The following is a 12060-nucleotide window of genomic DNA, read 5'->3' as shown; positions in this document are numbered from 1 at the left end:
CGAGGGCGGTCAGCCCTGTGCCGCGTCGTCGGGGAGGAAGGTGACCGACGTGCCCGAGAAATGGGCGGTGAGGCCGTCGTCCGTGGTGGTGACCGAGCGAAGACGCAGGCCGTCGGGGATGTTCCGCAGCTGGATCGGCTGCTCGAAGATCTTGTCGAGCAGTACCTGACCGGCGCTGGGCAGTACGCCGCTCGTCACCCGGAAGTCCTCGAAGGCGATGCGGTTGCCCGAGACCGCCGACACTTTCACCGTCACGGCGATCCCGTCGCCGAACGGCATCGCGATCCTCGCGCTGATCCGGCCGGGCCGGTCGCCCTGGGACACCTCCAGGCCGAGGGCGTCGGACACGTCGGTGTACGACAGCCGGGCGGTCGCTTCGGCGCTGCGCGCCCGTGCCTCGCTGCCGTCGTCCGACTTCCGCAAGTCGTCGAGCTTCAGGTCGAGTTCGGTCACCGGCAGCGGGCGGGTGGTCTCGTCGGCGGGTATGTCGTGGGCGCTGATGTCCACATGCCGCAGGGTGCCGGCGGCCACCTGTGTCAGCACGGGGATGCCGCGCACATGGACCTCGGGCCGCGTCGCGGTACCCATGCCCTCCTGGAACGCCTCGGCCGTACCCGACTCCACCCGCGCCGCCACGACACGGTCGACCGCGACGGGGACGAGGATCAGCGCGCACAGGGCTGCCAGGGCGATGACGAGCGGTTGCCGGTGCGTCCGCGCGGCGTCCGGCTCGTACGCGAAGTCGTCCTGGTACGCGAAGTCGTCGCGGTATTCGGGATGGGGGCGGTACATGAACTCTCCTGTCATGTGTACGGGGTTGCTGGGTGCCCGAGTTGCTCGGCACCCGGGCTACTGGGCATCGCGCCCGGGCTGCTGAGCACTGCCCCCGGGCTGGTTGGCATCGCAGAGGCGGCGAATCGTCGAAGCCGCGACATCGCGGTCGGCGCCCGCGGCGATCAAGGTCGTGGTGGCGGCGCCCGTGCCGTCGTCGGCCCAGACCCCGGAGTTGACGCTGTCGAGGAGGACCAGGATGTGCGCTTCCAGGGCTCTGCTGAGGGGGCCGGGCGGGACGCCGGTGCGGAAGACGCCCTGCCGTTGGCCGTGGGCCAGGATCCCGGCGACCTTGTCGCGGACGGGAGTCAGTAGTCCGCTGAACCCGTTGGCCCCCAGATCCTGGCGGGCCAGCCCGATGAGCGTGCGATAGCGGTCACCGACCGGCCAGAGGGTGAGGACGACACGCGCCAGGGCAGTCGCGGCGTCCGGAGCCTGACCAGTAACCGGCCCCGGTGCGTCGATGACGGCGATCGCGACGCGAATCGCTTCCCCGGCGTCCGCCGCGAGGCCTCCGACCAGTGCGGCCCGCCCCGCGAAGTGCGCGTACACGGTCCGACGCGCCACACCCGCCGCCTCGGCGATGTCACCGAGGCTGCTGTCGGCGTTGCGCCCCAGTTCCCGCAGGGCCGCTTCCAAGATGCGCGTGCGGGTGGCGCGGGTCGTACGGCTGAGGGGTTCGTGCGTCGCTGGCGGGCTGGTCACATCGGTACCTCGGCAGGCAGGCAGGCAGGCAGGTAGGCGGGCGGACGGGCTAGCGGGCAGACGGGCGGGCTGGGGCAGGGAGGGCTACCGCGATATTTGCACACCAATGGGCAATAAACTAGTCTGCACATCAGTGGGCAATTAAGTCGCCCCGCTCGTCCCGCTCACCCCCTGGGAGCTTTCGATGCCGCTCTTCGCCAACACACCCGTCGAGAAGATGACAGGGCCGTACTCACGGCGCTGGCTCGCCCTGCTGGTGCTGTGTCTGAGTCTGCTGATCGTGGTCATGGCGAACACGTCACTGATCGTGGCGGCGCCGGACATGACCCAGGACCTGGGCCTGAGCAGCAGTGACCTGCAGTGGGTCATCGACGGCTACACCGTTCCGTACGCCGCGCTGATGCTCGTCCTGGGCTCGATCGGCGACAAGTACAGCCGTCGCGGGGCGCTCGTCGCGGGTCTGGTGATCTTCGCGGGCGGTTCGGTGATGGGCAGCCTGGTCGACGGGACGGGCCTGGTGATCACGGCTCGCGCGATCATGGGCGTCGGCGCGGCGGTGGTCATGCCGGCCACGCTGTCCCTGCTGGTCGCGATCTTCCCGAAGCGTGAGCGGGCCAAGGCGATCACGGCCTGGACCGCCACCTCCGGCCTCGCCATCGCGGTCGGTCCGCTGGTGGCCGGCTGGCTCCTGGAGGACCACGCCTGGGGCTCGACCTTCCTGATCAACGTCCCCATCGCCGTCGTCGCCGTGATCGGCGCGCTGGTCCTGGTGCCGCCGTCGAAGGCGGCGAACGCCGGCCGGATCGACTACGTGGGCGGACTGCTGTCGATCGTCTCCGTCGGCTCGCTGGTCTACGCGATCATCGAGGGCCCACACTTCGGCTGGGGCACCGGCCCGGTCGCCGCCGCGGTGGTCGCGGGCGTGGGCCTGCCGGCCTTCGTCCTCTGGGAGCTGCGCCACCCGCACCCGATGCTGGACGTGCGCAGGTTCGCCCAGCGTCCCTTCAGCGGCTCCATGCTGGCGGTGCTGTTCTTCTTCTTCGGCACCTTCGGGGCGATCTACTACTCCACCCAGTTCCTGCAGTTCGTCCTCGGCTACGGAGCGCTGGAGACCGGCGTCCGTCTGCTGCCGCTGGCCGGCGCGGTGTTCGTCGGCGCCGCGGCCACCGGTCGCCTGACGCCGAAGCTGGGCATGAAGGCCATGGTGGTGGCCGGAATGGCGATCGGTACCGTGGGCGTCCTCCTGCTCACCCGGATCGACACAGGCTCCACGTACGCCGACTTCCTGGCGCCGATGATGATGCTCGGGTTCGCGATCGGTCTGAGCGTGTCCCCGGCCACCGACACCATCATGGGCTCGTTCCCGGAGAGCGAGCTGGGCGTCGGCGGCGGCGCCAACGACACCGCGCTGGAACTCGGCGGCTCCCTCGGCATCGCCGTACTGGGCTCGCTGCTGGCCACCGCCTACAAGGACCGGCTGACCGACCTGGTCGGCGGGCAGCTGCCGGCCTCCGCGCTGGAGACGGCCAAGGACTCGGTCGGCGGCGGTCTGGCGGTCGCAGAGCAGATCGCGAAGACGCCCTCCGCCGGACCCGAGCAGGCGCAGGCCCTGATCGACGCGGTCCACGAGGCCTTCGCCCACGGTGTCGCGCACACCAGCCTGATCGGCGGGATCATCATGGCCGCCGGAACCATGATCGTCATCGCGGTCCTGCCCGGCCGTAAGGCCGCCAAGCACGACCAGGAGGAGCCGGAGGAGCCGAAGGAGAGCCCGAAGGAGCACGTGGACGTCTCCTGAGGACCCACACACGGGTCGGTTCATGAAGAACGGAGCCGACCGCAAAAGGAGGCCGGACCTGGGGTCCGGCCTCCTTCCCCCATGACGGGTCGTGCCCGAGCGGCGCACGGCCCGGGCGGTGCCGGGAGGGGACGCCCGGCACCGCCCTTCTCATGAACGGGCGCGATCGATGCCGGTCCGCGCGCGGTGCGCGGCTCCCAACCGGGCGTAGTGGTCGATGAGTTCGGGTGCGTCCACGGTGGCGCGGTCACGGGCTGCCGCCGCGGTCAGGCCGGGGATACGGACGGCCGCGCCCAGGAGGCCGCGGCGGAGGGCGGCGGCACCGTCCTGGCCGCCGGTCATGGCCCAGCCCATCGCGACCGTGAGCCGGATCGCATGACGGGCGTGCGGCTTGCGTTCGCTCTCGTAGGTCTCCAACAGCCGCTCGTCCGCGTCCTGTTGGAGGACACGGGCCAGCTTCCACGTCAGGTTGTGGGCGTCCCGCATCCCGGCGCACAGCCCCTGCCCGATGAACGGCGGGGTGAGATGGGCGGCGTCGCCGAGCAGGAAGACCCGCCCCCGGCGCCAGCGGTCGGCGATACGGGCCCGGAAGGTGTACTGCGCCTGCCGCACCACCTCGAAGTCGGCGCCGTACGGGAGATCCGCCCAGGGAGCGATCAGTTCGCGCAGCCGCTCGTGATCCGGTTCCGGCTCGTCCCGCAGGCGGAACTCCCAGCGGTAGCGGTCCTCGCCGATGCGCATGAAGGTTGCCGGCCGGTCGGGATCACAGATCTGCTCGACGCCCTCCCAGGAGCGGACCGGGGCGCTCGTGCGCACGTCGACGACCGTCCAGCGCTCCTCGAAGCGCAGGTCCTGCCATCCGGCGCCGACGGCGTCGCGGGTGAGGCTGCCCGCGCCGTCGCAGCCGAGGACGGCGTCCGCCCACAGGTGTTCCTCGACGCCGTCCCGGCGGAAGGTCACGCGGACCGGGCCGTTGCTATCCTGGCCCACGCCGACGCCCGCGCCCACGACCTCCACCCCGGTCCGCAGATCGCACTCCGGGCGGTGGGCCAACGCGTCGCGCAGCAGCCGCTCCAGCTCCGGCTGGTCGAACATGCTGGTCTGCGGGAAGCCGTGCGCCCCCTGCGTGGCACGCGGGAACTCGGCCATCACCCGGTGCCGGGCGTCCAGCAGCCGGAGCCCCCGCGCGGGGCGGGCGATCGCGGCGAACTCCTCGCCGACCCCGGCGGCCTGGAGGATCCTGCGCACCTCGTCGTCGGCGGCGACGGCACGCGGCAGCGGGTAGACGTCGTGGTGGCGTTCGAGGACGACGGTCCGTACGCCGCGCCGGGCGAGCAGGAGGGCGGCGGTCACGCCCACCGGCCCGGCTCCGACGATCACCACGGGTACGAATGCCGACCTGGGCGCGGTGTCCCGTGCTCCGGCGGTCTGGTCGACGGTCATGTGCGGCTCACTTCTGCTCTCGGTTCGCGTCGGTCATTGCGCGTGGGTCAGGGCGCGTGGGTCATTGCGCATCGGTCACGGGGGTGCGCTGCTCGCCGAGGTCGATCCGCCCGTCCGGCGTGGTGATCGTCGCGGTGATCAGGTCGCCGTCGCGCAGGTAGCGCGGATTGCGGGCCTGGCTCTTGAAGAACGCCTTCCACTTCATGGCGGGCGGCAGCAGCGCCCCGATCTTCTCGACGGCCTTGGGCGGTGCCTTGAGGGCGGTGCCTTGAGGGCGGTGCCGCCGGGGGTGCCGGTGAGCAGCAGGTCGCCGGGGTCCAGGGTCTGGAAGCGCGCGAGCAGGGTCAGCGCCTGCGCCGGGCGGACGATCATGTCGGCCAGGGTGCGGTCCTGGCGCAGGTCCCCGTTGACGGACAACTTCAGCCGCACATCGAGGAGATGGGCGAACTCCTCCGGCTCCAGCAGACAGAGATAGGGCCCGGTCGGCGTGAAGGTCGGGTACGACTTGCTCTCGTAGAACTGCGTCTTGGTCAGCTGTACGTCACGGGCGCTGACGTCGTTGGTGACCACGAGCCCGGCGACGTACGAGGGCAGGTCCTGCTCGGTGACGACGGTGCCCACCGGCAGGGGTGCTCCCATCACCAGGCCGAGCTCGATCTCGTAGTCCAGGAACCTCACGTGCGACGGGCGGACGATCGCCTCGCCCGGGCCGCTGACCGAGCCGGACGCCTTGCGGAAGAAGGCGGGCGGGATGTCGCCGGTGAAGCCCGAATCACGGGCGTGGCTGCGGTAGTTCACCATCTGGGCGACCACCCGGCAGGGTGTGGTGACGGGGGAGAGTGCCACCAGGTCGGCGACAGCCGTGCCGGTGTCGCCGGAGGCGGCGGCCTCCCGGACGGCGGCGCGGTCGGCGAGCAGGTCGGCGGTGGTGACGGCCTTGGTCTCGATGCGGACGGCGCGCGTGTCGCGCACCGCCCACCAGCCGTCGGCGGTACGCAGGACGTTGGTGCTCATGTCGTTGCCTTCATCAGGGGGCGGGGGCTGGGAGTTGGGGGATTCAGGAGTTCACGGCTTTCAGCAGGCCCAGCAGGCGTGCCGGGTCCAGTTCGTTGTCGCCGAGGAGGGCCTGGACGACGTGGCGGACCCGGGCGGGGGAGGGGCTCGCGCCGAGGAAGTCGCGGGTGGCGGGCGGGCCCCACTGGGCGAGGCCACTCGTCGACATGGGGGCCCAGCCGGGTTCGAGGTCGCAGGAGAACAGGTCGCCGTCGGCGAAGTGCTCCAGCATGAAGCGGTCGGGGTCGCGCCAGTAGTCGAAGAGCTGGCTGCCCTGGATGTGCCGCCCGATGCCCCAACTGCGCTTGTAGCCTCGCTCGTTGAGGTACTCCCCGCCCGCGGCCATCGAGTCCAGGTCGGTGACCTGGTACGCGGAGTGCACATAGCCGTTGCCGGGACCCAGGTGCATGGCCAGGGTGTGGTGGTCGACGGCCGCACCGCCCCGGTCGCAGCGGATGAACGCCATCGTCGGGCCACGGTCGCGCTGCCCGTCCAGGAAGAGGAAGTCGCTGACGATCATGCCGAGCGTGTCGAGGTACCAGTCCAGCGCGTGGCCGAACACCCTTGTCTCCAGGACCACATGCCCCAGGCGCTGGATACGGGACGGCTCGCGGGGCGGGCGCTGCATGGCGTTCGTACGACGGTGATCGGTGCCGAAGTTCAGCAGCAGCGGCCGCTGTTCGGGCAGCGCCGGCAGGTCCTCGCCGCAGTGCACCACGCGCACCGGGAAGCCCGAGGGGTCGAGGAGGTCCACGCCCTTGCCGCCGCAGGGGGCGCCCGCTCGGTCGAGGTCCCGTACGTCGGAGCCGGTGGCGCGGGCCAGCCGGTCCAGATCGGCCCGCTCGGCCGCACGGAACGCCGGTCCGACGAAGCGGGACGTACGCCCCGCGCGGATCACCACGCAGGGCGAGCCGGCGAGGGTACCGCGCAGCCACAGTTCGTGCTCGGTGCGGGCGGCGACACCGAAACCGAAGTCGCGGGCGAAGACCTCGGCGCGGTCCAGATCGGGCTTCTCGAACTCCAGCCAGGCCAGGTCGGCCACCTTGATCACGGGGTTTCGGGAGCGTCCGGGGTGCTCGCCCCGCAGGGCGCCCTGCTCGCTGTGGAGGTCCTGGTGGGCTGTCCTGGTCATCGTCTTCTCCAAGCAACATCGCCGCAATGATGAAATCATCAAGTTTGACAATGCCCCCCGTCGAGAGGTCCGGCGTGTTAATTGATGAATCCATCAGAACTGTGATCAGCGTCTGATGTGTGCCTATGGCGTGACTAGACTCTCCGCATGCCTACGAAAGCTCCGCCCGGCAACCGGTTCGAACGGCGTCGCGCCGAGACGCGTCAGGCGCTCGTGCGCGCGGCCCGGCAGATCCTCGCCGAGAACGGTGACACCGGCGTGAGCATCCAGGCGATCGCGGGGCGCGCGGACGTGGGATTCGGTTCCTTCTACAACCACTTCGCGTCGAAGGCGGAGCTGTTCGACGCGGCGGTCGTGGACGCGCTGGAGGAGTTCGGCCAGGCCTTCGACGATCGCCTGAGCGGGATCGACGACCCGGCGGAGCTGGTGGCGGCGGGCTTCAGGCTCAGCGCCAGGATGGCCGACTCGCATCCGGAGCTGATGCAGATCCTGCGCCGCCGGGGCCTTGAGCACCTCCACTCCGACCGCGGCCTCGCTCCCCGCGCCCTGCGCGACCTGGAGACCGGCGTCGCCTCCGGCAGGTTCTCCCCGGTCGATCCGACCGTCGCGCTGTCCGCACTGGGCGGAACCCTGCTGTCCCTGGCGGAGCTGAGATTCACCCGCCCCGACATGGACGGCGACGAGGCCGCCGTGAACCTGGCCGAGATGGTCCTGCGCATGCTGGGCGTCCCGGCCGACGACGCCCACGACGTCGCCCGGCGGCCGCTCCCCGACCTCGCGTGACGGACGGGTCCTGGCAGGCCCAGGAGCCGTGGCCCTCCACCGTGGGAGAATCGGAGAGCCCTTACACCCCCTGCACCCGCTAGGACGTGCCGTGCCCAAGCCCGTGGTCCGTGAGCCGTTGCGAAGCAATTCGCGTTCCAACCGGGCCCGCATCCTCGCCACCGCCCGGCAGGAGCTCGGACGGAACCCCGACGTCACGCTGGAGGAGATCGCCCGGGCGGCCGGTGTGGTCCGCCGTACGCTCTTCGGGCACTTCCCGGGGCGCGCGGCCCTCCTGGACGCTCTCGCGGAGGAGGCCTCCGAGGCCCTGCGCGGAGTCGTGGCCCGTAAGCCGGACGCCGTGGAGGCGCCCGAGCGTGCGTTCGCGCGGTTCGTCCTGTCGATCTGGTCGGTGGGAGACCGCTACCGGCTGCTCCTGGCGCTCGCCCGCCAGGATCTGGGTATGGAGCGGGTGTCCGAGGTGCTGGCCCCGGCCCGCGACGCGGCGACGGCCGTCCTCGAACGAGGGCAGCGCGCGGGTGTGTTCCACGACCACCTGCCGGCCGTGGTCCTCAGTTCCGCCTTGGAAGCCCTGACCATCTCCCTGCTCGAAAGCGTGAACACGGGGGCGTGGGAGGACGACGGGACACAGACCGCCGTCGCCACGCTGGTCGCGGCGGGCGTACCGGAGAAGGAGGCGTCCGCGGTGGTCGAGGGTGTGGCGTCGGAGGTACGCGCCGAGGCCGCCGACGCGTAGAGGCGTATGTGGCGTAAGGGGCGTATGGGGTGTGAGGCAACCGGTTCGTCGTGTCGTGGCGTCTTGATCATCGGAAGGAACGTCCCGCCCGCACGAACAGGAAGTACGGCCTTGGACACCACAGGATCCCGCTCAGGTCCCAGCTCCAGTTCCAGCACCGGTTCCAGCTCCAGTTTCGGTCCCGGCTCTCGCGCCGCCCGCTTCAGCTCGCGCCCGAGTCGCCGCACGGCCCTGGCCCTGGGTGCCGGAGCAGCGCTGGCGGTCGCCGTCCCGACCGCGGCGAACGCCTCGGCCCCCGGCGGAGAGCGTCTCGCCGGACAGCTGGGTGACCTGGAGCGGGAGTACTCCGCACGCCTCGGGATCTTCGCCCACGACACGGCCACGGGCCGGACCGTGGCCTACCGCGCCGACGAACGCTTCCCGATGTGCTCGGTGTTCAAGACGCTCACGGCCGCGGCCGTCCTGAGGGACCTCGACCGCGACGGCGAGTTCCTGGCCCGGCGCATCCGGTACACCAAGGAGTACGTCACGGCCTCGGGCTACGCCCCGATCACGGGCACGGACGAGAACGTCGCGAACGGCCTGACGGTCGAGGAGCTGTGCTCCGCCGCCGTCTCCCAGAGCGACAACGGCGCCGCGAACCTCCTCCTGCGCGAGCTGGGCGGACCGACCGCGATCACCCGGTTCGCCCGCTCGACCGGGGACAGGATCACCCGGCTCGACCGGTGGGAGCCCGAGCTGAACTCCGCGGAACCGTGGCGGAAGAGCGACACCACCAGCCCGCGCGCCATCGGGCAGACCAGCGCGCGGCTCGTGATCGGCAGGGCGCTCCCGGCCGAGGACCGCGAACGGCTGACCGGGTGGCTGATCGCCAACACCACCAACACCGAGCGTTTCCGGGCCGGCCTGCCCAGCGACTGGACCCTCGCGGACAAGACCGGGGGCGGTTCGCAGTACGGGGTCGCCAATGACGTGGGCGTCGTATGGCCTCCCGGCCGTCCGCCCCTGGTGCTGTCCGTCCTGTCGACCAAGTACGCCGCCGACGGACCCCAGGAAAACCCGCTGGTCGCCAGGGCGGCCGCGCTGGTGGCGGCAGAACTCACCTGACGGGGCAGGGCCTCCGAGGTGACGGCCGGGGACACGGATGTCCCCGGCCGGTCGTTCGGATCGGATGAGTCGGATCAGTCAGTGGTGGGCAGTTCGGCGCGTACCGCGTGCGCTGCCGCGACCAGGTTGTCCAGGGATGCCCGGGTCTCGGGCCAGCCGCGGGTCTTCAGGCCGCAGTCGGGGTTGACCCAGAGACGTTCGGCGGGGATGGCCTCAAGTCCCTTGCGGAGCAGGGCGGCTGCCTCGTCCGCGCTCGGGACGCGCGGGGAGTGGATGTCGTAGACGCCGGGTCCGGCCTCGCGCGGATATCCGTGGGCGGCCAGTTCGCGGGCGACCTGCATGTGGGAGCGGGCGGCCTCCAGGCTGATGACGTCCGCGTCGAGGTCGTCGATCGCCTGGACGATGTCGCCGAACTCGGCGTAGCACATGTGGGTGTGGATCTGGGTGTCCGGCCGGACCCCGGCGGTGGTGAGCCGGAACGCCTCGGTGGCCCACGCCAGATAGCCGGGGCGGTCGGCGGCGCGCAGCGGCAGCGTCTCGCGCAGCGCGGGTTCGTCGACCTGGATGACCGAAGTCCCGGCCACCTCAAGGTCGTTGACCTCGTCGCGCAGGGCGAGGGCGACCTGTCGGGCGGTGTCGCCGAGCGGCTGGTCGTCGCGGACGAAGGACCAGGCGAGCATGGTGACCGGCCCCGTGAGCATGCCCTTGACGGGGCGCCGGGTCAGGGACTGGGCGTACGTCGTCCAGCGCACCGTCATCGGTTCGGGGCGGGAGAGGTCGCCGGCCAGGATCGGCGGACGGACGTAACGGGTGCCGTAGGACTGCACCCAGCCGTGCTGCGTCGCGAGGTACCCCGTCAGCTGCTCGGCGAAGTACTGGACCATGTCGTTGCGTTCGGCCTCGCCGTGGACGAGGACGTCCAGGCCGGTCTTCTCCTGGAAGGAGATCGTCTCCTGGATCTCGGCCCTGATGCGCTCCTCGTAGCCGGCCGTGTCGATACGCCCGGCCCGCAGGTCGGCGCGAGCGACGCGCAGTTCGGCGGTCTGCGGGAAGGAGCCGATGGTGGTGGTCGGCAGGAGGGGCAGACCGAGGTGGGCACGCTGTGCGCTGGCGCGTTCGCCGTACGGCTGGGAGCGGCGGGCGTCGGCGTCCGTGACCGCACCGACCCGCGTCCGCACGGCCGGGTCACGGGTGATGGGCGAGTTCGCGCGGGAGGCCAGGGCGGCCCGGTTGGCGGCGAGTTCGCCGGTGATCGCGCCTGTGCCCTGGGCGAGACCCTTGGCGAGGGTGACGATCTCGGCCGTCTTCTGCCGGGCGAAGGCGAGCCAGCGCAGGATCTGCGGCTCGATGTCCCGTTCGGCGGTGGCATCGAGCGGCACGTGGAGCAGCGAGCAGGACGCGGCCGCGTCGACCCGGTCGGCCAGCCCGAGCAGGGTGCCGAGCGTGGCGAGGGACTTGGTGAGGTCGTTGACCCAGATGTTGCGGCCGTTGACCACGCCCGCGACCAGGCGCTTGCCGGGCAGTCCGCCCACGGCGGCGAGCGCGTCCAGGTTGGCGGCGGCCGCCTCGGTGAAGTCGAGAGCGAGACCCTCGACCGGGGCCTTGGCCAGCACCGGCAACGCGTCGCCGAGCCGGTCGAAGTAGGAGGCGACCAGCAGCTTCGGACGGTCGGTGAGCGCGCCGAGGTCACGGTAGGAGCGCGTGGCCGCGTTGAGTTCGGCGGGCGTACGGTCCTGGACCAGCGCCGGTTCGTCGAGCTGCACCCACTCCGCGCCCGCCGCCCGCAGATCGGAGAGAACCTCGGCGTACACCGGCAGCAGCCGGTCCAGCAGCGTCAGCGGGTCGAAGTCGGCTGCCACACCGGGCGCGGGCTTGGCGAGCAGCAGATAGGTGACGGGTCCGACGAGGACCGGCCGGGCGGCAAGGCCCAGGTCGAGGGCTTCGCGGAGCTCGGCGACCTGCTTGGCGGAGTCGGCCGTGAAGACGGTGTCCGGGCCCAACTCCGGGACCAGGTAGTGGTAGTTGGTGTCGAACCACTTCGTCATCTCCAGCGGCGCCACGTCCTGGGTGCCGCGGGCCATCGCGAAGTAGCCGTCGAGCGCGTCGGCCTCGACCGCGGCGCGGTGGCGCCCGGGGATCGCGCCGACCATGACGCTGGTGTCGAGGACATGGTCGTAGTACGAGAAGTCGCCGGTCGGCACTTCGTGGATGCCGGCCTCGGCAAGCTGCCGCCAGTTGGTGCGGCGCAGTTCGGCGGCGGTGGCCCGGAGGGCGTCGGCGTCGACGCGACCCTTCCAGTACCCCTCGATCGCCTTCTTCAGTTCCCGGCCACTGCCCTGACGGGGGTAGCCGTACACGGTGGCCCGTGCCGCCGCGGCTGCGGACTTCGATGTCACGGAACTCTCCTTCGCGAGATGTCTCCCTGAGATCCCGGGACGGACGTGAGCGCGAAGGGGTGACGCACCCGGCAGA

Annotated in this window: 8 protein-coding genes and 2 pseudogenes; 4 read left to right on the top strand and 6 right to left on the bottom strand. The window is 71.3% G+C overall.

Annotation, left to right across the window (positions count from 1 at the left end; translation table 11 throughout):
• Positions 1-9: 9 nt before the first annotated feature.
• Complete coding sequence (locus QF035_RS13660) at positions 10-792, bottom strand: LmeA family phospholipid-binding protein (RefSeq protein WP_307520512.1); 783 nt, start codon at positions 790-792, stop codon at positions 10-12.
• Between the two features lie 57 nt (positions 793-849).
• Positions 850-1536 carry a TetR/AcrR family transcriptional regulator gene (locus tag QF035_RS13655; protein ID WP_307520510.1) on the bottom strand — a complete coding sequence of 229 codons (687 nt, stop codon included), beginning with the start codon at positions 1534-1536 and terminating at the stop codon, positions 850-852.
• A 184-nt stretch (positions 1537-1720) separates the two neighbouring features.
• Between QF035_RS13655 and QF035_RS13650 the strand changes: the two genes are divergently transcribed.
• Positions 1721-3334, top strand: a complete 1614-nt coding sequence (locus QF035_RS13650; protein WP_307520508.1) for an MFS transporter — start codon at positions 1721-1723, stop codon at positions 3332-3334.
• 246 nt (positions 3335-3580) lie between these two features.
• Here QF035_RS13650 and QF035_RS13645 read toward each other — a convergent pair.
• The 3 genes and pseudogenes from QF035_RS13645 to QF035_RS13635 all read right to left on the bottom strand — a co-directional run.
• Positions 3581-4777 (bottom strand): annotated as a pseudogene (locus QF035_RS13645) (bifunctional 3-(3-hydroxy-phenyl)propionate/3-hydroxycinnamic acid hydroxylase); the annotation flags it as partial.
• Positions 4778-4838: 61 nt separating this feature from the next.
• Positions 4839-5791, bottom strand: a pseudogene (locus QF035_RS13640) (fumarylacetoacetate hydrolase family protein).
• 43 nt (positions 5792-5834) lie between these two features.
• Positions 5835-6962: a VOC family protein gene (locus tag QF035_RS13635; RefSeq protein WP_307520507.1), complete on the bottom strand. Its 1128-nt coding sequence runs from the start codon at positions 6960-6962 to the stop codon at positions 5835-5837.
• 147 nt (positions 6963-7109) lie between these two features.
• Here QF035_RS13635 and QF035_RS13630 point away from each other — a divergent pair, with 147 nt between their 5' ends.
• From QF035_RS13630 to bla, 3 genes are all read left to right on the top strand, one after another.
• Positions 7110-7745 carry a TetR/AcrR family transcriptional regulator gene (locus QF035_RS13630; RefSeq protein ID WP_307520506.1) on the top strand — a complete coding sequence of 212 codons (636 nt, stop codon included), beginning with the start codon at positions 7110-7112 and terminating at the stop codon, positions 7743-7745.
• 91 nt (positions 7746-7836) lie between these two features.
• Entirely contained in the window at positions 7837-8481 is a 645-nt protein-coding gene (locus QF035_RS13625) for a TetR/AcrR family transcriptional regulator (protein WP_307520504.1), read from the top strand.
• A 231-nt stretch (positions 8482-8712) separates the two neighbouring features.
• Positions 8713-9588 carry a class A beta-lactamase gene (gene bla / locus QF035_RS13620; RefSeq protein WP_307531096.1) on the top strand — a complete coding sequence of 292 codons (876 nt, stop codon included), beginning with the start codon at positions 8713-8715 and terminating at the stop codon, positions 9586-9588.
• Positions 9589-9662: 74 nt separating this feature from the next.
• Here the strand turns inward: bla and metE are convergent, their stop codons facing one another.
• The gene (gene metE, locus QF035_RS13615; RefSeq protein ID WP_307520503.1) at positions 9663-11984 is read right to left on the bottom strand and encodes a 5-methyltetrahydropteroyltriglutamate--homocysteine S-methyltransferase; all 2322 of its coding nucleotides are present in this window, start codon (positions 11982-11984) and stop codon (positions 9663-9665) included.
• Between the last annotated feature and the right edge of the window lie 76 nt (positions 11985-12060).

It is taken from the genome of Streptomyces umbrinus, from assembly GCF_030817415.1.
GTDB classification, from domain to species: domain Bacteria; phylum Actinomycetota; class Actinomycetes; order Streptomycetales; family Streptomycetaceae; genus Streptomyces; species Streptomyces umbrinus_A.
This window is presented reverse-complemented; position numbering and strand designations above follow the sequence as displayed.